Source organism: Wenjunlia tyrosinilytica, from assembly GCF_014646055.1.
Lineage (GTDB): Bacteria > Actinomycetota > Actinomycetes > Streptomycetales > Streptomycetaceae > Wenjunlia > Wenjunlia tyrosinilytica.
Genome location: NZ_BMMS01000003.1, coordinates 79859 through 101375, shown reverse-complemented (window position 1 = coordinate 101375; position 21517 = coordinate 79859). Strand labels below are relative to the sequence as shown.

17 protein-coding genes are annotated in these 21517 nt (G+C 72.9%); 14 read left to right on the top strand and 3 right to left on the bottom strand.

From position 1 onward, the window contains the following. Window positions 1-42: 42 nt before the first annotated feature. The 8 genes from IEY86_RS04285 (at window position 43) to IEY86_RS04250 (ending at window position 8976) form a co-directional block, all read left to right on the top strand. A complete protein-coding gene (locus tag IEY86_RS04285) occupies window positions 43-1347 on the top strand; it encodes a quinone-dependent dihydroorotate dehydrogenase (protein ID WP_189130150.1) in 1305 nt (434 codons plus the stop codon). After that, on the top strand, window positions 1347-2180 hold the full coding sequence (gene pyrF / locus IEY86_RS04280) for an orotidine-5'-phosphate decarboxylase (protein ID WP_189130342.1): 834 nt from the start codon (window positions 1347-1349) through the stop codon (window positions 2178-2180). The genes IEY86_RS04285 and pyrF overlap by 1 nt, the downstream gene beginning before the upstream one ends. Window positions 2181-2409: 229 nt before the next feature. After that, on the top strand, window positions 2410-2733 hold the full coding sequence (locus tag IEY86_RS04275; protein ID WP_189130149.1) for an integration host factor: 324 nt from the start codon (window positions 2410-2412) through the stop codon (window positions 2731-2733). Between the two features lie 39 nt (window positions 2734-2772). After that, on the top strand, window positions 2773-3369 hold the full coding sequence (gmk, locus tag IEY86_RS04270; RefSeq protein WP_189130148.1) for a guanylate kinase: 597 nt from the start codon (window positions 2773-2775) through the stop codon (window positions 3367-3369). Window positions 3370-3564: 195 nt separating this feature from the next. Then, window positions 3565-3834: a DNA-directed RNA polymerase subunit omega gene (gene rpoZ / locus IEY86_RS04265; RefSeq protein WP_189130147.1), complete on the top strand. Its 270-nt coding sequence runs from the start codon at window positions 3565-3567 to the stop codon at window positions 3832-3834. 101 nt (window positions 3835-3935) lie between these two features. Continuing rightward, a complete protein-coding gene (gene coaBC / locus IEY86_RS04260) occupies window positions 3936-5147 on the top strand; it encodes a bifunctional phosphopantothenoylcysteine decarboxylase/phosphopantothenate--cysteine ligase CoaBC (RefSeq protein WP_189130146.1) in 1212 nt (403 codons plus the stop codon). A gap of 235 nt (window positions 5148-5382) precedes the next feature. Further along, window positions 5383-6591, top strand: a complete 1209-nt coding sequence (gene metK, locus IEY86_RS04255) for a methionine adenosyltransferase (protein ID WP_189130145.1) — start codon at window positions 5383-5385, stop codon at window positions 6589-6591. A gap of 282 nt (window positions 6592-6873) precedes the next feature. Beyond that, window positions 6874-8976, top strand: coding sequence for a primosomal protein N' (locus tag IEY86_RS04250; protein ID WP_189130144.1), 2103 nt, complete (start codon window positions 6874-6876; stop codon window positions 8974-8976). 103 nt (window positions 8977-9079) lie between these two features. Here IEY86_RS04250 and IEY86_RS04245 read toward each other — a convergent pair whose 3' ends face one another. Beyond that, window positions 9080-9589 (bottom strand): hypothetical protein, encoded by a 510-nt coding sequence (locus IEY86_RS04245; protein ID WP_189130143.1) that lies wholly within the window; start codon window positions 9587-9589, stop codon window positions 9080-9082. Window positions 9590-9780: 191 nt separating this feature from the next. On the opposite strand from IEY86_RS04245, the gene def reads away from it, so the two are divergent. The 3 genes from def (at window position 9781) to IEY86_RS04230 (ending at window position 12798) form a co-directional block, all read left to right on the top strand. Beyond that, window positions 9781-10326 (top strand): peptide deformylase, encoded by a 546-nt coding sequence (gene def / locus IEY86_RS04240; protein ID WP_189130142.1) that lies wholly within the window; start codon window positions 9781-9783, stop codon window positions 10324-10326. Window positions 10327-10396: 70 nt separating this feature from the next. After that, entirely contained in the window at window positions 10397-11344 is a 948-nt protein-coding gene (gene fmt / locus IEY86_RS04235; RefSeq protein WP_189130141.1) for a methionyl-tRNA formyltransferase, read from the top strand. A gap of 5 nt (window positions 11345-11349) precedes the next feature. Beyond that, a complete protein-coding gene (locus IEY86_RS04230; RefSeq protein WP_373286950.1) occupies window positions 11350-12798 on the top strand; it encodes an RsmB/NOP family class I SAM-dependent RNA methyltransferase in 1449 nt (482 codons plus the stop codon). Between the two features lie 28 nt (window positions 12799-12826). On the opposite strand, the gene IEY86_RS04225 is transcribed toward IEY86_RS04230, so the two are convergent. Together IEY86_RS04225 and IEY86_RS04220 are read right to left on the bottom strand one after the other, a co-directional pair. Then, window positions 12827-14974, bottom strand: a complete 2148-nt coding sequence (locus IEY86_RS04225) for an MMPL family transporter (protein WP_189130139.1) — start codon at window positions 14972-14974, stop codon at window positions 12827-12829. Window positions 14975-15095: 121 nt separating this feature from the next. Continuing rightward, complete coding sequence (locus IEY86_RS04220) at window positions 15096-17129, bottom strand: ATP-binding SpoIIE family protein phosphatase (RefSeq protein WP_229698165.1); 2034 nt, start codon at window positions 17127-17129, stop codon at window positions 15096-15098. A 255-nt stretch (window positions 17130-17384) separates the two neighbouring features. On the opposite strand from IEY86_RS04220, the gene rpe reads away from it, so the two are divergent. The 3 genes from rpe to IEY86_RS04205 all read left to right on the top strand — a co-directional run bounded on the left by rpe (window position 17385) and on the right by IEY86_RS04205 (window position 21478). Next, window positions 17385-18053: a ribulose-phosphate 3-epimerase gene (rpe, locus tag IEY86_RS04215; protein ID WP_189130137.1), complete on the top strand. Its 669-nt coding sequence runs from the start codon at window positions 17385-17387 to the stop codon at window positions 18051-18053. Between the two features lie 187 nt (window positions 18054-18240). Next, complete coding sequence (locus IEY86_RS04210; RefSeq protein WP_189130136.1) at window positions 18241-19689, top strand: GuaB1 family IMP dehydrogenase-related protein; 1449 nt, start codon at window positions 18241-18243, stop codon at window positions 19687-19689. 289 nt (window positions 19690-19978) lie between these two features. Beyond that, entirely contained in the window at window positions 19979-21478 is a 1500-nt protein-coding gene (locus tag IEY86_RS04205) for an amino acid permease (protein ID WP_189130135.1), read from the top strand. The last annotated feature ends 39 nt before the right edge of the window (window positions 21479-21517 follow it).

Below are 21517 nucleotides of genomic sequence, written 5' to 3'. Positions count from 1 at the left end.
CCCCTCCCGCCGCCCCCTCGCCCCCGCTCCCAGAAGGCCCTCATGTACCGCCTCTTCTTCAACCTGATCTTCAAGCGGATGGACCCGGAGAAGGCCCACCGCAGCGCCTTCACCTGGATCCGCGTCGCCGCCGCCCTGCCGGGGGTGCGCTCGCTGACCGCCTTCCTGCTCGCCCCCAGGCAGCGCTCCCTGAGCGTCAAGGCGCTCGGCCTGGAGATGCCCGGGCCCTTCGGCCTCGCCGCGGGCTTCGACAAGAACGCCATGGGGATCGACGGCCTGTCGATGCTCGGCTTCGACCACGTCGAGATCGGCACGGTCACCGCCGAGCCCCAGCCCGGCAACCCCGCACCCCGGCTCTTCCGCCTCGTCGAGGACCGGGCGCTGATCAACCGCATGGGCTTCAACAACGAGGGCTCCTCCGCCGTGGCCGCCCGCCTGGCCGCCCGTGCCGACCAGCCCTGGCGCCGCAAAACGGTCATCGGTGTCAACATCGGCAAGACCAAGGTCGTCCCCGAGTCGGAGGCCGTCGCCGACTACGTCACCAGCACCGAGCGGCTGGCCCCGCACGCCGACTACCTCGTGGTCAACGTCAGCTCGCCCAACACGCCCGGGCTGCGCGACCTCCAGGCGGTGGACCGGCTGAGGCCGCTGCTGAGCGCGGTGCGCGCGGCCGCCGACAACTCGGCCGAGCGCCGCGGACCGGCCGAGAGGCGCAGGCTGCCGCTCCTGGTGAAGATCGCCCCGGACCTCGCCGACGAGGACGTCGACGCCGTCGCCGACCTCGCCCTCGAACTCGGCCTGGACGGCATCATCGCCACCAACACCACGATCGGCCGCGAGGGCCTGGCCACCGACGCCGCGACCGTCGAGGGGATCGGGGCCGGCGGGCTGTCCGGCGCCCCGCTCAAGGCCCGCTCGCTGGAGGTCCTGCGCCGCCTGCGGGCCCGCACGGGCGACCGGCTCACCCTGATCGCCGTGGGCGGGGTCGAGAGCGCGGACGACGTCTGGGAGCGGATCCTGTCCGGAGCGACGCTCGTGCAGGGCTACAGCGCCCTGATCTACGAGGGCCCGTTCTGGTGCCGCCGGATCCACCGGGGACTGGCCGCCCGGCTGAAGGCGAGCCCCTACGGCACCCTGGCCGAGGCCGTCGGCGCCGACGCCGTCCCCGAGCCCGCACCCGCCGAGGCGGAGCCCGCCCCCGCATCGGCCGACGGGAACGACGGGCCGCGGCCCGAAGCGCACCCCGGCGGCCGTGAAGCCGCCCCCGGCGGCCGTGAAGCCGCCCCCGGCGGCCGTGAAGCCGTCCCCGGCAGCCCCGACCCCGACAGCGAGGAGAACACCGCATGATGCCCCGCGAGCCGTTCGGCGCCCGTCTGCGCACCGCCCTGGAGACGCGGGGCCCGCTGTGCGTCGGCATCGACCCGCACGCCGCACTGCTGTCCGCGTGGGGCCTCGGCGACGACATCGCCGGGCTGGAGCGGTTCACCCGCACCGTCGTCGACGCCCTCGCCGACCGCGTCGCCGTCCTCAAGCCCCAGTCGGCCTTCTTCGAGCGCTTCGGCAGCAGGGGCGTCGCCGTCCTCGAGCGCGCGGTCGCCGACGCCCGCGCCGCGGGAGCCCTGGTGCTCATGGACGCCAAACGCGGCGACATCGGCTCCACGATGGCCGCGTACGCCGCCGCCTACGTGGAGGAGTCCTCCCCGCTGTTCTGCGACGCCGTCACCGTCAGCCCGTACCTCGGCTTCGGCTCGCTGCGCCCGGTCCTGGACACGGCGAGCGCCAATGGTGCCGGCGTCTTCGTCCTCGCCCTGACCTCCAACCCCGAGGGCGCCGAGGTCCAGCGCGCCACGACCGCGGGCGGCCCGTCCGTCGCCCAGGTGATGCTCGACCACATCGCCCGCGAGAACGAGGGTGCGCTGCCGCTCGGCTCCGTCGGCGCGGTCGTCGGCGCCACCCTCGCGGAGGCGGGCGTGGCCCTCGGCGTCAATGGCCCGCTGCTCGCCCCCGGCATCGGTGCCCAGGGCGCGACCCCCGCGGACCTTCCCAAGGTGTTCGGCGAGGCGGTGGGCAACGTGGTCCCGAGCGTGAGCCGGGACGTGCTGCGGCACGGCCCCTCCCCGCAGGCGCTGCGCGAGGCTTCGGACCGCTTTGTGGGCGAGATTCGGGCGGCACTGGCCTGACCAGCGAGATTTCCTGGAAAAAACTGTCCCGTAAGTCCTGAAAAGTCCCTGTCGCACGCTGCTGATCTGGACTTTTCGGTTTCTTTTCCTGACGCGGCTGTTCAAGGGGGCTACGCTCCGGCGGTAGGTTCCACCAGCAGGGCGTTTCTCGTTGCTCCGGTCCGGCCGGAGCCACTAGGTTCCTCTGCGTCTCACATCCTGTATTCGAACTCCACTGAGGTGACTAGGCGTGGCACTTCCGCCCCTGACCCCTGAACAGCGCGCAGCCGCGCTCGCGAAGGCCGCTGAGGCTCGCCGGGAGCGCGCCGAGGTCAAGAACCGGCTCAAGCACAGCGGCGCTTCGCTCCACGAGGTGATCAAGGCCGGTCAGGAAAACGACGTGATCGGCAAGATGAAGGTCTCCGCCCTGCTCGAATCCCTGCCCGGCGTGGGAAAGGTCCGCGCCAAGCAGATCATGGAGCGTCTCGGTATCTCCGAGAGCCGCCGCGTGCGCGGTCTCGGGTCCAACCAGATCGCCTCCTTGGAGCGAGAGTTCGGCGGCGGCGCGGCCTGACGTTCCGCGGCACGGCCCGGAACCGGGATAATCGGTCCCATGACCCATCGTCCGCGGTTGACCGTGCTCTCCGGCCCTTCGGGAGTCGGCAAGAGCACGGTCGTCGCCCATATGCGCAAGGAACACCCCGAGGTATGGCTCTCGGTCTCTGCCACCACCCGCAAACCGCGGCCTGGTGAGAAGGACGGGGTGCACTACTTCTTCGTCGACAACGACGAGTTCGACAAGCTCATCGCCAATGGTGAGCTGCTCGAATGGGCGGAGTTCGCGGGAAACCGCTACGGCACCCCCCGCAAGGCGGTGCAGGAGCGGCTCGAACGAGGTGAGCCGGTGCTCCTCGAGATCGACCTGCAGGGCGCCCGCCTGGTCCGGCAGTCGATGCCGGAGGCGCAGCTGGTCTTCCTCGCCCCGCCCTCCTGGGACGAACTCGTCCGTCGTCTGACCGGGCGGGGCACGGAGCCGCCCGAGGTGATCCAGCGCCGTCTCGAGGCGGCCAAGGTCGAGCTCGCGGCGGAGTCGGAGTTCGACGAGACCTTGGTCAACACTTCCGTCGAGGACGTGGCGCGTGAGCTGCTAGCCTTGATGCTGAGTACGCCTGGGGAAGACCCCCAGGAGGACTCCCGGCCGGATGCCTGAAATGTTCGGTGCCTGAAGCGTCGGATGCCTGAAGCATCGGGCGCCTGAAGTGTTCGGTGCCTGAAGCGTCGGGCGCCTGAAGGTCCGGATGCCTGAAGATTCGGATACTGAAGGTTCGACACCGAGGGTTCGCTGGATGTCCGGGCCGGGTGTCCGATCTTCTTCCCCTTGTTTGAAAGCAGCGAAAGGCAGATCGTGTCCTCTTCCATTACCGCGCCCGAGGGCATCATCAACCCGCCGATCGACGAGCTGCTCGAGGCCACGGACTCGAAGTACAGCCTCGTGATCTACGCGGCCAAGCGCGCGCGGCAGATCAACGCCTACTACTCGCAGCTCGGCGAGGGCCTGCTCGAGTACGTCGGCCCGCTGGTGGACACCCACGTCCACGAGAAGCCGCTCTCCATCGCCCTGCGCGAGATCAACGCGGGCATGCTGACCGCCGAGGCCATCGAGACGGCCCAGTAGTCGGCACGGCCCCGTAGGCACACGACGTCTGCAGCACACCTTGGGCCCGGCGGCCGCGGCCGCCGGGCCCAAGGTGTGCGCTCACCCGACCGGGAGGGTCGATGGGCAAGCCGAAGGTGGTCCTCGGTGTGAGCGGAGGCATCGCCGCCTACAAGGCGTGCGAGCTGCTGCGCCGCCTCACCGAGTCGGGGCACGACGTCCGCGTGGTGCCCACGGCGTCCGCGCTGCACTTCGTGGGCGAGGCGACCTGGGCGGCGCTGTCGGGCAACCCCGCGTCCACCGAGGTCTGGGAGGACGTCCACGAGGTCCCGCACGTGCGGATCGGCCAGGGCGCCGACCTCGTCGTGGTCGCCCCCGCAACCGCCGACATGCTGGCCAAGGCCGCCCACGGACTCGCCGACGACCTGCTGACCAATACGCTGCTGACCGCGCGCTGTCCGGTCGTCTTCGCCCCCGCCATGCACACCGAGATGTGGGAGCACCCGGCCACCCAGGAGAACGCGGCGGCACTGCGCCGCCGGGGCGCGGTCGTCATCGAGCCCGCCGTCGGGCGGCTGACCGGCGCCGACACCGGCAAGGGCCGCTTCCCCGACCCCGCCGAGATCTTCGAGACCTGCCGCCGGGTGCTCGCCCGGGGCGCCGAGGGCGTCACCGCAGATCTGGCGGGCCGCCATGTGGTGGTCAGCGCCGGCGGGACCCGGGAGCCCCTGGACCCCGTCCGCTACCTCGGCAACCGCTCGTCGGGCAAGCAGGGGTACGCCCTGGCCCGCACGGCCGTCGCCCGCGGCGCCGCGGTGACCTTGGTGTCGGCCAATGCGGAGCTGCCCGACCCGGTCGGCGCCGACGTCGTCCGTGTCGGCACGGCGGTCCAGCTGCGCGAGGCGGTCCTGAAGGCCGCGGTCGACGCCGACGCCGTGGTCATGGCCGCCGCCGTGGCCGACTTCCGCCCGGCGGTGTACACCCCGGGCAAGATCAAGAAGAAGGACGGTGTCGAGCCCGCCCCCGTCGAGCTGGTCCGCAACCCCGACGTCCTCGCCGAGATCTCGGGTCGGCGCCTGCGTGCCGGGCAGCTCGTGGTGGGCTTCGCCGCCGAGACCGACGACGTCCTGGCCAACGGCCGCGCCAAGCTCGACCGCAAGGGCTGCGACCTGCTGGTCGTCAATGAGGTGGGGGACGGCAAGGCGTTCGGCACGGGCGAGAACGAGGCTGTCGTCCTCGGCGCGGACGGCACCGAGACCCCCGTTCCCCTCGGCCCCAAGGAAGCCCTCGCCGACGTCGTCTGGGACCTGGTGCGCGAGCGCCTCACCCGGTAGCGTCCGCGTGTCGCGACCCCGCCGACCTGGGGGTCGAGCGCTGCTGCATCGGGGTATGTGCCGCGACACATCTGATCCAGTCCGCGAGACACGACGCCCGCTCGAGTGAGCTGCCCGATAAACTGGTCACGGCATCGCGCAGGCGCAGCCCTGTACGGTGCCTAGTCCCGCCCTCCTTCCCGCCGTCGGGTCGGAGGGGTACAAGCCAGCAGCCGCTGCAACCCCAGGGAGCGATGTGTCTCGCCGCCTGTTCACCTCGGAGTCCGTGACCGAGGGGCACCCCGACAAGATCGCTGACCAGATCAGCGACACCATTCTCGACGCGCTCCTCAAGGACGACCCCACTTCCCGGGTCGCCGTAGAGACGCTCATCACGACCGGCCAGGTCCATGTGGCCGGTGAGGTGACCACCTCGGGCTACGCGGACATCGCGACCCTGGTGCGCAACAAGGTCCTGGAGATCGGGTACGACTCCTCCAAGAAGGGGTTCGACGGCGCTTCCTGCGGTGTGTCGGTCTCCATCGGTGCGCAGTCCCCGGACATCGCGCAGGGTGTCGACACGGCGTACGAGTCCCGCGTCGAGGGCGACGAGGACGAGCTGGACAAGCAGGGCGCGGGCGACCAGGGCCTGATGTTCGGCTACGCCTGCGACGAGACGCCCGAGCTCATGCCGCTCCCGATCACGCTGGCCCACCGGCTGTCCAAGCGGCTCTCCGAGGTGCGCAAGAACGGGACCATCCCCTACCTGCGCCCGGACGGCAAGACCCAGGTCACCATCGAGTACAACGGTGACAAGGCCGTCCGCCTGGACACCGTCGTCGTCTCCTCCCAGCACGCCTCGGACATCGACCTCGACTCGCTGCTGGCGCCCGATATCCGCGAGTTCGTGGTGGAGCCGGAGCTGAAGGCGCTCCTGGAGGACGGGATCAAGCTGGAGACCGAGGGGTACCGGCTGCTCGTCAACCCCACGGGCCGGTTCGAGATCGGTGGCCCCATGGGTGACGCGGGCCTGACCGGCCGTAAGATCATCATCGACACGTACGGCGGTATGGCCCGCCACGGCGGTGGCGCCTTCTCGGGCAAGGACCCGTCCAAGGTGGACCGCTCCGCCGCGTACGCCATGCGCTGGGTCGCCAAGAACGTGGTGGCCGCGGGCCTCGCCTCGCGCTGCGAGGTGCAGGTGGCGTACGCGATCGGCAAGGCCGAGCCGGTGGGTCTGTTCGTGGAGACCTTCGGCACGGCGAAGATCGAGGTCGAGAAGATCGAGCAGGCCATCGCGGCGGTGTTCGACCTGCGTCCGGCCGCGATCATCCGCGACCTCGACCTGCTGCGGCCCATCTACGCCCGGACCGCTGCCTACGGGCACTTCGGCCGGGAGCTGCCCGACTTCACCTGGGAGCGCACCGACCGCGTGGACGCCCTGCGCGAGGTCACGGGCGTCTGACACCCCGCACGTCCGCGGCGGCCCCCGACCTCGCCGGTCGGGGGCCGCCGTCGTGCTCGGGGACAACGCGCGGGGTTTCGCGCAATGGTGTGGCGGGGGCGGGGCGCGGTCTCCGGCCCGGAGTCCTCCCGGTGCGAGGGCAGCGGCTACTTCGTCGGGTGAGGCGTTGGATGAGGCGCGCTCGCCGCGTGCGGTTCGATACCGCGTGACGCCGCCGCCGGACTGGTCTCGGGAGACCTCGCCGACGGTTCATCTGTCCTGCCCATCTGGTAGGACTTGTGCGTGAGCAGCGAGAACGGCGGCGAGGGGCAGGGCCAGGAGGGACCCGAGCAGCTCGCGTTGATCCGGGAAGCCGTCCGCAAGGCGAAGCCGCGGGCGCGCAAGGCCGTGCCGACCGCCGAGCGGCTGCCCGTGGCCCGCGTGGCCGTCGACAAGGCGCTCTCACACCTCGACCGGCTCTACGACTACTCGGTGCCGTCCTCGATGGACGCCGACGCGGTCCCCGGAGCCCGGGTCCGGGTCCGGTTCGGCGGCCACGTCGCCAAGGCGGACAAGGGCAGGCGCACCGGCGGCCGGCTCGTCGACGGGTACATCGTCGAGCGGCGCGAGTCCAGCGACTACCGGGGCCCTCTCGCGCCCCTCGCCTCCGTGCTCTCGCCCGAGCCCGTGCTCAGCCCCGATCTGCTAGCCCTCGCACGCTCCGTCGCCGACCGGTACGCGGGCACCCTCGCCGATGTCCTCCAGCTCGCCGTCCCGCCCCGGCACGGCCGTGCCGAGGCCGAACCGTCCCCCGAGCCCCGGCCGGCACCGGACCCGCCCGAGCCGGGGACCTGGTCCCGCTACCCGGCGGGGTCCGCGTTCCTCCAGGCCCTGCGGCGCGGTGACACCCCCCGCGCGGTGTGGACGGCGCTGCCGGGGCCGCACTGGCCGCAGGAGCTCGCCCGCGCGGTCGTGGCCACGCTGGCCTCGGGCCGGGGCGCGCTCGTCGTGGTCCCGGACGGCCGCGCCGCGGCGCGTGTGGACGCGGCCCTCAGCTCGCTGGTGGGCGAGGGGCACCATGTCGTGCTCACCGCGGAGTCCGGCCCGCGGGAGCGGTACCGCAGATGGCTGGCGCTCAGCCGCGGCGCGGTGCGGGCCGTCGTCGGGACCCGCGCCGCGATGTTCGCCCCCGTGCGGGATCCGGGACTGGTCGCGCTGTGGGACGACGGCGACTCCAGCCATTCCGAGCAGCACGCCCCGCAGCCGCACGCCCGTGACGTCCTGGTGCTCCGGGCGGCCAACGAGCGGACCGGCTTCCTCCTCGGCGGGCTCACCTGCACCGCCGAGGGCGCCCAGCTCGTCGACACCCGGTGGGCACTGCCCTTGGCGGCGCCCAGGGAGGCCCTGCGCGCCGCCGCGCCGCTGGTGCGCACGGTGGGGGACAACGACCAGGCCAGGGACGCCGCCGCCCGTGCCGCCCGGCTGCCCAGCCTCGCCTGGCAGATCACGCGTGACGCGCTCGAGCGGGGGCCGGTGCTGGTCCAGGTGCCCCGCCGTGGCTATGTCCCCCGGCTGGCCTGTGAGCGCTGCCGGGAGCCCGCGCACTGCCAGGTCTGCGCGGGTCCGCTGGAGATACGGGACGAGGACGGTGTGCTGCACTGCGCGTGGTGCGGGCGGCCGGAGACGGCCTGGCACTGCCTGGCGTGCGGCTCCACCCGGCTGCGCGCCCAGGTCGTCGGTGCCCGGCGCACGGCCGACGAGCTGGGCCGTGCCTTCCCCAAGGTGCCCGTGCGCACCTCGGGGCGCGACGGCGTCATCGCCTCGGTGCCCGGTCGGCCCTCGCTGGTGATCTCGACGCCGGGGGCCGAGCCCGTGGCGGAGGGCGGCTATGCCGCGGCGCTCCTGCTCGACGGCTGGGCCCTGCTCAACCGGCCGGATCTGCGAGCGGGGGAGGAGGCGCTGCGGCGCTGGCTGGGCGCCGCCGCCCTGGTGCGCCCGCAGAGCGAGGGCGGCACGGTCGTCGTGGTCGCCGAGCCCTCGCTGCGTCCGGTCCAGGCGCTGGTCCGGTGGGATCCGGCGGGCCACGCGGTGCGTGAGCTGGCGGAGCGCGCGCAGCTCGGCTTCCCGCCCGTGTCCCGGATGGCCGCGGTCACCGGGAAACCGGCGGCGGTCGCCGATCTGCTCGCGACGACGCCCCTGCCCGACGACACCGACATCCTCGGCCCCGTGCCCGCTCCACCGACGGCCCAGTGGGGCGACGAGCCGCTGGAGCGCGTGCTCCTGAGGGTGCGCCCGGGCCAGGGGGCCGCGCTCGCCGCGGCCCTGAAGTCGGCCCAAGCGGTGCGCATCGCGCGCAAGGAGCCCGACCCGGTCCGGGTCCGCATCGACCCGCCGGACATCGGCTGAGTCCCGCTCGGAACGCACGCGGGACGCCGGGCCGCTCGCATGCGCTTCTGCTGGACCCGGCCGCTCGTGGACGAAGCGGCCGGGTGGATCGGGGGAGGCCGGGTCAGCCGGTGCGGGGGCCGGGGAAGACGTTGTGGCGCGGCTCCTCGTGGGCCAGCCGGGCGGGATGGCCGGGGGCGGTGCGGGCCGTCGGCACGGTGCGCGGTGCCTGCTCGGGGAGCGTCGCCGCGGTCGGCTCACCCTCCTGGATCCCGGGGGCGGGGGTGGACCTGCGGGCGCCGTAGCGGCGGTGGACCGCCTGCTTGGTGACCCCGAGCGCGGACCCCACGGCGTCCCAGGAGAAGCCGAGGGAGCGGTCGAAGTCCACCGCCGCGGTCACCAGCGTCTCGACGCTGTCCCGCAGTTCCTGCGCGAGCCGCACGGTGGGGGCGGGCGCACGCCCGTAGACCACGAAGCCGGCCGATGGACCGGTGCGGCGCGGGCGGTAGACATTGCCGAGCTGAGCGGTGAGGGTGCGCAGGGCGTCCACCTGCCGGCGGACCCGCTCGATGTCCCGCACCAGCAGATGCAGGCTGGCCCGGGCTTGGGCGTCGTGGGTGGCGTGGTCGGCCATGGAATGCCTCTCGAACCGGCGTTGCGTTGAAGGTGGGGCCGCACAACGGCCCGCTGCGGTCAATCTCCTTTGACCAACGCGCCACCTGCCCTTTCGGTCACGCTGCACGGGGGGTGAGCCTGCGTCGGCCGCCGCACTCGTAGACTGGAGCGCTGCCCGCGAACCACTCCCCGGCCCCTGGAGGCACGCACGTGTCAGTGAAGCCGATCCGGCTGTTCGGCGACCCGGTCCTGCGTATGAGGGCACGCGAGGTGACCACGTTCGACAAGGAGCTGCGCACCCTCGTCAAGGACCTCACCGACACGATGCTCGACGCCCCCGGCGCCGGACTGGCCGCCCCGCAGCTCGGTATCTCGCTGCGGGTGTTCACCTACCACGTGGCGGGCGAGACCGGGCATCTGATCAACCCCGACCTGACACTGACCGAGGAGGAGCAGGACGGTCCCGAGGGCTGCCTGTCCCTGCCCGGGCTGCGGTACGACTGCAAACGCGCCCACGGCACCGTCGCCAGGGGCTTCAACATGCACGGCGACCCGGTGGTCCTGGAGGGCACCGAACTGCTCGCCCGCTGCATCCAGCACGAGACCGACCACCTGGACGGGATCGTCTTCATCGACCGCCTCGACGCCGAGCAGCGCAAGGCGGCGATGAAGGCGATACGCGAGGCCGAGTGGGCGGGCGAGGCCGTGCCCCGGGTGAAGGTCTCCCCGCACAGCACCTTCGGCCGCGCCATCTGACCGCCGGGCGACCCCGGGCGAGCGCCGGACAGCACCCCGCCAACGCCAACCGAGAGGCACCACACCAACGATGAGGCTCGTCTTCGCCGGCACCCCCGAGGTCGCCGTCCCCGCGCTCGACGCCCTGCTGGCATCCGACCGGCACGAGGTCGTCGCCGTCGTCACCCGGCCCGACGCACCCGCGGGGCGAGGCCGCAGGCTGGTGGCGAGCCCGGTCGCGCACCGCGCGCAGGAAGCGGGGATCGAGGTCCTCAAGCCGGAGCGTCCGCGCGAGCCGGAGTTCCTGGAGCGGCTGCGGGAGATCGCCCCCGACGCCTGCCCCGTCGTCGCCTACGGCGCCCTGCTGCCGCAGGCCGCCCTCGACATCCCCGCCCACGGCTGGATCAACCTGCACTTCTCCCTGCTCCCGGCCTGGCGGGGCGCGGCCCCCGTGCAGCACGCCGTGCTGTCGGGCGACGAGGTCACCGGCGCCACCACGTTCCTCATCGAACGCGGCCTCGACTCCGGACCGGTCTACGGGGTGGTGACCGAGGACGTGCGGCCGACCGACACCAGCGGCGACCTGCTCACCCGCCTCGCCCACTCCGGCGCCCGGCTGCTGACGGCCACCATGGACGGGGTCGAGGACGGCTCGCTGCAAGCGGTGCCGCAGCCCGGCGAAGGCATCACCCTCGCCCCCAAGATCACCGTCGAGGACGCCCATGTGGACTGGCGGGCACCCGCGCTGCGGGTGGACCGGGTCGTGCGCGGCTGCACCCCGGCGCCGGGCGCCTGGACCACCTTCCGCGGCGAGCGGCTGAAGCTGGCCCCGGTCAAGCCGGACGCGGCCCGCGCCGACCTGGCCCCGGGCCAGCTCGCCGTCGGCAAGAACTCCGTCCACGTCGGCACCGGCAGCCATGCCGTGGAGCTGACGCAGGTGCAGCCCCAGGGCAAGAAGGCCATGCGGGCGGCAGACTGGGCACGCGGGGTCCGCATCGAGTCCGGCGAGCGGCTCGGCGCGCATTCCAGGGAGAAATGAGTCCAGTGAACGACAAGCGCCAGCGCCCCGACCGGCCGCGCGGGGGCTCCCGTCCCTACCGGCGTCCCCAGCGGGACCCGGTGCGCATCCTCGCGTTCGAGGTGCTGCGCGCCGTCGACGAGCGCGACGCCTACGCCAACCTCGTCCTGCCCGCCCTGCTGCGCGAGGCCGAGTCCCGCGGCGAACTGGACCGGCGCGACGCCGCGTTCGCCACCGAGCTCGTCTACGGCACCCTGCGCCACCAGGGCACCTACGACGCGATCATCGCCGCCTGCGTGGACCGTCCCCTGCGCGAGGTGGACCCGCCCGTGCTGGATGTCCTCGCCCTCGGCGCGCACCAGCTGCTGAGCACCCGTATCCCCTCCCACGCCGCCGTCTCCGCCACCGTGGACCTGGCCAGGGTGGTGCTCGGCGACGGCCGGGCCAAGTTCGTCAACGCGGTGCTGCGCCGGATCACCGCCCGCGACCTCGACGCCTGGCTCGACGAGGTCGCCCCGCCCTACGACGAGGACCCCGAGGACCACCTGTCCGTGGTCCACTCGCACCCGCGCTGGGTCGTCTCCGCCCTGTGGGACGCGCTCGGCGGCGGCCGCAAGGGGATCGAGGAGCTGCTGGCGGCCGACAACGAGCGTCCCGAGGTGACCCTGGTCGCCCGCCCCGGGCGCTCCGACGCCGCGGAACTGCTGCGGGCGCTCCCCGAGGACGCCGGGCGCCCCGGCCGCTGGTCGCCCCACGCGGTGCGGCTCGCGGCGGGCGGTGACCCCTCGTCCCTGGAGGCGGTGCGCGAGGGCCGCGCGGGAGTGCAGGACGAGGGCAGCCAGCTCGTGGCTCTCGCCCTGGCCTCGGCGCCCCTCGAAGGGGAGGACAGGCGCTGGCTCGACGGCTGCGCGGGACCGGGCGGCAAAGCCGCCCTGCTCGCCGCCGTGGCCGCTCGGCGCGGGGCCGCCCTGGTCGCCTCGGAGCGGCAGCCGCACCGCTCCCGGCTGGTCGCCAAGGCCCTGGAGGGCAACCCGGGCCCCTACCAGGTGATCACCGCCGACGGCACCATGCCCGCCTGGCGGCCCGACGCGTTCGACCGGGTCCTCGTGGACGTCCCGTGCACCGGGCTGGGCGCGCTGCGCCGCCGTCCCGAGGCACGGTGGCGCCGCCGCCCCGAGGATGTGCGGAACTTCGCCCCGCTCCAGCGCGGTCTGCTGCGCTCGGCGCTCAAAGCGGTGCGGGTCGGCGGCGTCGTGGGCTATGCGACGTGCTCGCCGCACCTGGCCGAGACCCGCGCGGTCGTCGAGGACGTCCTGCGCGGCCGGGGCGGCCCGGCCGTCGGCGCCGAGTGGATCGACGCCCGCCCGCTGCTGCCGGGAGTCGAGCACCTCGGGGAGGGACCGGACATCCAGCTGTGGCCGCACATCCACGGCACCGACGCGATGTACCTGGCCCTGCTGCGCAGAACCGCCTGAAGGCCGGGGCAGGCGGACCCCCGGCGGGTCACCCGCCGGGGGCGTCGGCGGGGGCCTTGGCCTTCCCCGACGACTCCGGGTCGTGGTGGCTGGGCCACCACATCCTCGGGCCGACGTCGAGCGAGATCGCGCAGACCAGGACCGAGCGCACGACGAAGGTGTCGAGCAGGACGCCCAGCGCCACCGCGAAGCCCAACTCCGTGAAGGCCACGATCGGAAGGGTCGCCAGGGCGGCGAAGGTGCCCGCCAGGACCAGGCCGGCGGAGCTGATGACGCCTCCGGTGGCGGCGAGCGCGATCAGGGTGCCCTCGCGGGTGCCGACCGTGGCCGTCTCCTCGCGCACCCGGGTCATCAGGAAGATGCTGTAGTCGATGCCGAGCGCGACGAGGAAGACGAAGACGAACAGCGGGAACGAGGTGTCCTCGCCGGCGAAGTGGAAGACGTGGCGGAAGGCCAGGGCGCTGATGCCCAGTGCCGCGGCGAAGGACAGCACGACGGTGCCGATGAGGACCAGCGGGGCCACCAGCGCCCGTAGCAGGACCGACAGGATGATCAGCACGACCACCAGGATCAGCGGGATGATCAGATTCCGGTCGCGGGCCGCGGCCCGGTCGGCGTCCAGGCGCACGGCGGTGTCTCCGCCCACCTTGGCGTCCGCGCCGGGGATCGGGTGGACGGCGTCCCGCACGCGTTCCACCGTGTGCTCGGCGGCGGAGCTGTCGGAGGGGTTCTTCATCGTGGCCTCGAGATAGACCCGGCCGTTCTTCACCGGGGGCTGGCCGGGCGCCGGGCCGACCGAGTCGGGGACGACTCCCGGATCGCGGGCCACCGCCTCCCCGACCTGCCGGGCCTTGCCGACGTTGGCGATCACCACCAGCGGCTCCCCGGACCCGGCGGGGAAGTACTTGGCCAGCACACGCTGGCCCACGATGGAGTCGGGGGTGCCGGTGAAGCTGTCGGCGTTGCTGAGGCCGTCCGCCTTGAGCGTCGTCAGGCCGCAGGCCAGGGCCGCCAGGATCACCGCGGTGGTCACCCACACCGTGCGCGGGCGGCGGGCGATCCTGCGGCCGATGCGGGCCCACACCCCGGTCTTGGTGGGCTCGGGCGAGCCGACGTGCGGGATCACCGGCCAGAAGACCCACCGGCCGCAGATGACCAGCAGGGCGGGGAACAGGGTGATCATCGCGATCAGGCCGACCGTGATGCCGACGGCGGCCACGGGGCCGAGGCCACTGGTGGAGTTCATGTCGGCGACGAGCAGGACCAGCATGCTCAGGGCCACCGTGGCGGCGCTGGCGATGATGGCGGGCCCCGCCCGGTGCAGGGCCAGCGCCATCGCCTCGTGCCGGTCCTCGTGGCGGCGCAGCTCCTCGCGGTAGCGGGCCACGAGCAACAGCGCGTAGTCCGTCCCGGCGCCGAAGACGAGCACGGTCAGGATGCCCGCGCTCTGCGCGTTGACGACGAGGTCGGCATGGCGGGCGAGCAGATAGATCACCGCCTGCGCGCTCAGCAGCGCGCCGATGACGGAGAGGACGGGCACCAGCAGGAGGGTCGGGCTGCGGTAGGTGAACAGCAGGATGATGATCACGACGGTCAGCGCGGAGTACAGCAGGGTGCCGTCGATGCCCGCGAAGGCGTCGGCCTGGTCGGCGGCGGTGCCGGCGGGTCCGGTGATGTGCGTCTGGAGCCCCGGGGGGCCGCCCTTGCCGGTGATGGCGCGCATGTCGTCGACGGCCTTGGCCAGGTCGTTCCACCCGTTGGTGCCGATGACGACCGGGACCAGGACGGTGGCCGCGCGCGGATTCCGCGCGCGGTCGAAGAACGGGCCGCGCACCTTGGCGCCCTGGGTGCCGTGCGAGCGCAGGGTGTGCAGCTCGGCGACGTCCGCCGCGATCTTCGCCCTGTCCGCGGCGGTCAGGCCGCTGTCACGGGCGTAGAGGACGACCGCGGGCACGGTGTCCGGGCGGAACTGCTTGGTGAGCTCGACCACCTTGGTCGACTCGGCGCTCCCGGGCAGCCAGGAGGACGCCTCGTTGTTCTGCGCGTCCGTGAGCTTGGCCGCCGCGGGCGCCGCCGCCACGATCAGCACGATCCACAGGACCAGCACGATCCACTTGGAGCGGCGGCCGCAGACCAGCGTGGCCACCCTCCCGACCCCGTTGAGTTGCGGACTCATGAGTGTGCCCCCGTCTCTTTCGCCGAGTCGGCCACAGCATGGCACGGGGGACCGACAACGGCCCCTGCTGCGAAGCGGGGCAATCAGGTGAACGGGTGGGGCGGTGACGCGGCCGGAGGGGTCAGACACCCTCGCTGAGCTCGAACCATGTGCTCTTGCCGTACCCGCGCGGTTCCACTCCCCAGGCGTCGGCGAGGGCGTCCATCAGAAGCAGCCCGCGGCCGGAGGAGGCCAGCTCTCCGGGGCTGCGCCGGTGGGGGAGCTGCTGGCTCTGGTCGCTGACCTCGACCCTGAGCCTGCGGCGCTCCTGCGGACCGGTCAGCTCGGCGGTCAGCATCGCGTCGCAGTCGGTGTGCACCAGGACGTTGGTGAGGAGTTCGGAGACCAGCAGCTCGGCCACGTCGACCAGTTCGGGGACGGCCCAGTTGTGGAGCGTGGCCCGGACGTCCGCGCGGGCGGCCGCGATGCGGCTCGTCTCGGCCTGGGAGATCGTCAGCACGGTGCGGCGGGCGGCGCCCGCCACCCTTGCGCACGCGAGGTCGCGGCGCAGCAGGACCAGCGCGATGTCGTCCTGGCGCCGGTCGGCCAGCGGGCCCGTGGCGTGGTGCGACGCCGGCCCGTGGACGGCGCCGATCAGGTCGTCCGCCAGCGACTCCATGTCCTCGGCGCTGTCCGGGCCGAGGACACCGTGCAGCCGGTGCCTGCCCGAGTCCAGGTCGTGGCCGCCGGTCTCGATCAGCCCGTCGGTGCACAGCAGCATCACCTCGCCGCGGTCGAGAACCAGGCGGGTGACGGGGTAGTCGTCGTCGGGGTCGACGCCCAGCGGCAGTCCTCCCGGCACCGGCCGCACCACGCAGGTGCCGTCGCTCAGCCGTATCGCCGGATCCAGATGTCCCGCCCGGGCGATGTCCAGAGCGCCGTTGACCGGGTCCAGTTCGAGATACAGGCAGGTCGCGAACCGGTCCGTGTCCAGGCCCGCGAGGAAGCGGGAGGCGCGGGCGAGCACCGCGTCGGGCCGGTGCCCCTCCGAGGCGTAGGCGCGCAGCGCGATCCGCAGCTGCGCCATGATGCCCGCGGCGCGCACGTCGTGCCCCTGCACGTCGCCGATCGCGATCGCCGTCCTGCCGTTGGGCAGTGACATGACGTCGTACCAGTCGCCGCCCACCTGGAGGCCGCCGCCGGTGGGCACGTAGCGCGCGGCGACGGTCATCCCCTCCACGGTGGGCAGGGTCTTGGGGAGCATGGTGCGCTGGAGGCCGTCGGACAGGGCGCGCTCGGACTCGTGGACGCGGGCGCGGTCGAGGGCCTGCGCGAGCATCCGGGCGATGGTGGTCAGCACCGCCCGCTCGTCCGGTGTGAAGGTCACCGGCTGCACGAACGAGGCCATCCAGGCACCGATGGTGCGCCCGCCCACCACCAGCGGCAAGAACGCCCAGGAGTTGCGCCCGAACGGTCTGACCAGCGGCCAGGTGCCGGGGAACCGCTCCTTGTACGACTCCTGCGTGGGCAGGTAGATGGCGCGACCGGTGCGCGCCACGAGCGCCGCCGGGTACTCGGTGTTCAGCGGCATCGAGTCGAACGCGTCCTCCTCGCCGGCGCCGTACCCGTGGAACCCGATGGCGGAGAGCCGGTCGCCCTCCACCCCGAAGACCGCGAGACCGTCGGGGGTGAAGCCGGGCATCGACAGGTTCGCCGCGACGCGAAGGACCGCGCTGGTGCTCGTGGCCTCCGCCAGGGCGCGGCCGGCGTCCAGCAGGAACGCCTCCCGCGAGCGCCGCCACTCCGTCTCGCCGAGCGGCGGCAGCGTCAGCTGCGGCCGGACCCCGTCCGGGGCGCCGTCGAGGTGGTGCTCCTCGTGGAGTGTGCCGACCACGACATCCGGGCGCTCACCGCCCAGCGGCCGCATCCGGGCCCTGACCACCCGCAGGACCCGGCCGTCGTCGGCCACCACCCGCAGCAGTGCCTCCGCCACGGAGTTCTCGGTCAGGGCGAGGACGACCCGTGTGCCGAGCTCGACGAAGTCCTCCGGGTGGAAGCACGCCCGCACCACGCTCGCGCGCACCACGGTGTGCTCCGGGGCCAGGGTGACCAGGCGCGCGGCCTCGGCGTCGAGTTCGACCGTGCCGTTCCCGGCCTCCCACCGCACCAGTCCCATGCCCAGGGCCGTCAGGGCGTCGAAGACAAGCGCCTCGGCCGCCTGGGCGAGCGAGGGCTCCCCCCGTGCCGCAGAACCGTGATCGGAGTGCATGCAGACCCTTCTCCTGGCTCCTTCGGGGTCCGGTCTCCCACGGGCTCCACCGGCCCGGCCCGCCCGACGACGGCACCAAGAAATCCCCCGGCGGCAATCCTAGAGTGATCAACTGCCGGGGGCACCTCGAATCCGTCGGGACGCCGCCGCGATACTGGTCCCATGGCCGTGCAGATCAATCCCAGCATCCTGTCCGCCGACTTCGCCCGACTCGCCGACGAGGCGCGGGCGGTCGAGGGAGCCGACTGGCTCCACGTCGATGTAATGGACAACCACTTCGTCCCCAACCTCACGCTCGGCGTGCCGGTGGTGGAGTCGCTGCGCAAGGCGACCGACACCCCGCTGGACTGCCATCTGATGATCGAGAACCCGGACCGCTGGGCACCGCGGTACGTCGAGGCGGGAGCGGGCTCGGTCACCTTCCACGTGGAGGCGGCGGGGGCTCCCGTGCGCCTCGCCAGGGAGATCCGCGCCCTGGGGGCACGCGCCTCGATGGCGCTCAAGCCCGCCACCCCGATCGAGCCCTACGAGGACCTGCTCCCCGAACTGGACATGCTGCTCGTGATGACGGTCGAGCCCGGCTTCGGCGGGCAGCCCTTCCTCGACATCATGCTTCCCAAGATCCGCAGGACCCGGCAGCTGATCGCCAAGCACGGCCTCCAGCTGTGGCTCCAGGTGGACGGCGGGGTCTCCGCCTCCACCATCGAGCGCTGCGCCGAGGCGGGCGCGGACGTATTCGTTGCGGGCTCGGCCGTATACAGCGCCGACGACCCCGCCGAGGCCGTTCGGCGCCTGAGGACGCAGGCGGAGGCCTCCCGCTGCGCCCACTGACCGGGCGCGCACCGGCCGCGGGCACGGCGGAGCGGCCGGTGAACCGCCTGTTCCGGGCGCTGTCCCGGAGCTGTCGCGGATCCATCGGCGAGCCGCTCCGGAAGCCGCTCTTGGAGGAAGACGCAAGCGGATCCGCCCGCCACTGGACTTATGTCCAAGGGGGGAAAGGGCGGGTCCGCGTGTGACAATGAAGTACGTGCGTTTCCTGAATGAGACAATTCCCCCGTACGACCTCACCTACGACGATGTCTTCATGGTGCCCAGCCGGTCCGCCGTCGGCTCGCGCCACGGCGTCGACCTCGCCTCGCCCGACGGCACCGGGACCACCATCCCCCTCGTCGTGGCCAATATGACCGCCATCGCCGGCCGGCGGATGGCCGAGACCGTGGCCCGCCGGGGCGGCCTCGTGGTCATTCCGCAGGACATCCCGATCGACGTGGTCACCGAGGTCATCGGCTGGGTCAAGCGGCGGCACCTCGTGCACGACACCGCCATCACCCTCGCCCCCTCCGCCACCGTCGCCGAGGCGCTGTCCCTGCTCCACAAGCGGGCGCACGGCGCGGTCGTCGTGGTCGAGGACCGCAGGCCGGTGGGTGTGGTCACCGAGTCGGACCTGACGGGAGTGGACCGCTTCACCCAGCTGTCCGAGGTCATGTCCCGCGACCTGCTCCTGCTCGACGCCGGGGTGGACCCGCGCGAGGCCTTCACCCGGATGGATGACGCGCACCGCAAGCTCGCCCCCGCCGTGGACGCCGATGGCGACCTCGTCGGCATCCTCACCCGCAAGGGCGCCCTGCGCGCGGCCCTGTACACCCCGGCCGTCGACGCCGGGGGCCGACTGCGCGTCGCCGCGGCCGTCGGCATCAACGGCGACGTGGCGGGCAAGGCCAAGGCCATGCTCGACGCGGGCGCCGACACCCTCGTGGTGGACACGGCCCACGGCCACCAGGAGCGCATGGTCGAGGCCCTGCGCGCCGTGCGCGGCCTGGATCCGCGGGTGCCCGTCGTGGCGGGCAATGTCGTGGCCGCCGAGGGGGTGCGCGACCTCGTGGAGGCCGGCGCCGACATCGTCAAGGTCGGTGTGGGCCCCGGTGCCATGTGCACCACCCGCATGATGACCGGCGTGGGCCGCCCGCAGTTCTCCGCCGTGCTCGAGTGCGCCGCCGAGGCGCGCCGCCTCGGCAAGCACGTCTGGGCGGACGGCGGGGTCCGCCACCCCCGCGACGTCGCCATGGCGCTGGCCGCGGGGGCTTCCAATGTGATGATCGGCTCCTGGTTCGCGGGCACCTACGAGTCCCCGGGAGACCTCCAGCAGGCCGCCGACGGACGCCTGTACAAGGAGAGTTACGGCATGGCCTCCGCCCGCGCCGTCGCCAACCGCACCAGCGAGCAGTCCGCCTACGACCGCGCCCGAAAGGCGCTGTTCGAGGAGGGCATCTCCACCTCCCGCATGTTCCTCGACCCCAGTCGCCCGGGTGTGGAGGACCTGATCGACTCGATCATCGCGGGAGTGCGCAGCTCGTGCACGTACGCGGGCGCGGGCAACCTCGCCGAGTTCCACGACCAGGCCATCGTCGGCATCCAGAGCGCGGCCGGGTACTCCGAGGGCAAGCCGCTGCACGCGAGCTGGTCCTGACCCCCTCGCCGCCCGCCGTTCACCCGCGATCGGCGTTCTGGGCGGGTGGGGCGCAATGATTCGCCCCACCCGCACGGCGCCGCGCAACATTCGGCGCACAATGCGCAACGAATGCGCATTACGCACGGCCCGCGCCACCTCGTAGTGTCGGCTGCCGTACGTGGAGCGGCGGAGAACCCGAGCTCGCGGTCCCCCGTCGCTGCGCGCTCTCGCGCCTTCGGCATGGCCGCGTCCTGCCGGGCTCCCTTCGCCGCCACCGAGCCGCAGGTACCGACTCCGAAGGAGCTCCGTGGTGGATCACGGCACAGCAGCCGCACCCCCCGACACCACCCCTCAGCACCACCCCGTACCGCGGCCGACCGGGCCGCTCGCCTCCCTGACGCGCCGCAAGCCCGTGGAGCGCCTGGTCGCCGAGAGCGGGCAGGGCGAGGGCGGGCAGCTGCGGCGCACACTCGGTATGTGGCAGCTGACGATGATCAGCATCGGAGCCACGCTGGGCACCGGCATCTTCGTCGTCCTGGGCGAGGCGGTGCCCAAGGCCGGCCCCGCGGTCGTCATCTCGTTCGTCGTCGCCGGGCTGACCGCGCTGTTCTCGGCGCTGTCCTACGCCGAGCTGGCCGGCTCCATCCCGGTCTCCGGCTCCTCGTACTCCTACGCCTACGCCACCATGGGCGAGCTCGTCGCCTGGGTCTGCGGCTGGTGCCTGATGCTCGAGTACGGCGTCTCGGTCGCGGCGGTCGCGGTCGGCTGGGGGGAATACCTCAACGAGCTGCTGGACGGCACCATAGGAGCGACCATCCCGGCGGCGCTGGCCGGCCCGCCGGGCTCCGGAGGCGGCGTATTCAACCTCCCGGCGCTGCTGGTCGTGCTGATCGCCATGGCGCTTCTGCTGGGCGGGGCCCGCGAGAGCGCCCGCGCCAACACGGTCATGGTGGTGGTCAAGACCGCCGCCCTGCTGCTGTTCTGCGCGGTCGCCTTCACCGGCATCAAGGCCGGCAACTACACCCCCTTCATGCCGTTGGGCATGGCCGGTGTCAGCGCCGCCGGAGCCACCCTGTTCTTCTCCTACATCGGCTTCGACGCCGCCTCCACCGCCGGTGAGGAGGCCAAGAACCCGCAGCGCGACATGCCCCGGGCGATCATGCTCTCGCTCGGCATCGTCACCGCCCTGTACTGCCTGGTGGCCGTCGTCGCCGTCGGCGCCTCCCCGTGGAAGGACTTCGCCGACTCCGAGGCGGGCCTGTCCGCGATCCTCCAGGACGTGACCGGGCAGAACATCTGGGCGGTCCTGCTGGCCGTCGGCGCCGTGGTCGCCATCGCCAGCGTGGTCCTGACCGTGCTGTACGGGCAGACCCGGATCCTGTTCACCATGTCCCGCGACGGCCTGGTGCCCAAGGTCTTCTCCAAGGTCGACCCGCGCACCGGCAGCCCGCGGGCCAACACGGTCATCGTCTCGGCGTTCTGCGGTCTGCTGGCCGCGTTCGTCCCGCTGGGCGAGCTCGCCGACGCCACCAGCATCGGCACGCTGTTCGCGTTCGGCCTGGTCAACATCGCCGTCATCGTCCTGCGGCGCTCCCGCCCGGACATGAAGCGGGGCTTCCGGGTGCCGTTCTCGCCGGTCACCCCGCTCATCGGGTTCGGCCTGTGCGTGTGGATGACGGCCAGTCTGGAACCGGTCACCTGGGTCGCCTTCCTGGGCTGGATGGCCGTGGGCCTCGTGATCTACTTCACCTACAGCCGACGCAGGTCCACACTGGCGTCGGCCGACCCGGCGCCGACCCAGCAGTGAACACGCCCTGATCCACCCGTGTCCGACCACCGAGTGATC

Bases quoted from the DNA above. Each gene is read 5' to 3' on its own strand.
- pyrF (WP_189130342.1), top strand. From the start codon at position 1,347: ATGCCCCGCGAGCCGTTCGGCGCCCGTCTGCGCACCGCCCTGGAGACG.
- fmt (WP_189130141.1), top strand. From the start codon at position 10,397: ATGAGGCTCGTCTTCGCCGGCACCCCCGAGGTCGCCGTCCCCGCGCTC.
- rpe (WP_189130137.1), top strand. From the start codon at position 17,385: ATGGCCGTGCAGATCAATCCCAGCATCCTGTCCGCCGACTTCGCCCGA.
- IEY86_RS04225 (WP_189130139.1), bottom strand. From the start codon at position 14,974: ATGAGTCCGCAACTCAACGGGGTCGGGAGGGTGGCCACGCTGGTCTGC.
- IEY86_RS04220 (WP_229698165.1), bottom strand. From the start codon at position 17,129: ATGGGACTGGTGCGGTGGGAGGCCGGGAACGGCACGGTCGAACTCGAC.
- IEY86_RS04245 (WP_189130143.1), bottom strand. From the start codon at position 9,589: ATGGCCGACCACGCCACCCACGACGCCCAAGCCCGGGCCAGCCTGCAT.
- IEY86_RS04210 (WP_189130136.1), top strand. From the start codon at position 18,241: ATGAAGTACGTGCGTTTCCTGAATGAGACAATTCCCCCGTACGACCTC.
- gmk (WP_189130148.1), top strand. From the start codon at position 2,773: ATGACCCATCGTCCGCGGTTGACCGTGCTCTCCGGCCCTTCGGGAGTC.
- IEY86_RS04285 (WP_189130150.1), top strand. From the start codon at position 43: ATGTACCGCCTCTTCTTCAACCTGATCTTCAAGCGGATGGACCCGGAG.
- coaBC (WP_189130146.1), top strand. From the start codon at position 3,936: ATGGGCAAGCCGAAGGTGGTCCTCGGTGTGAGCGGAGGCATCGCCGCC.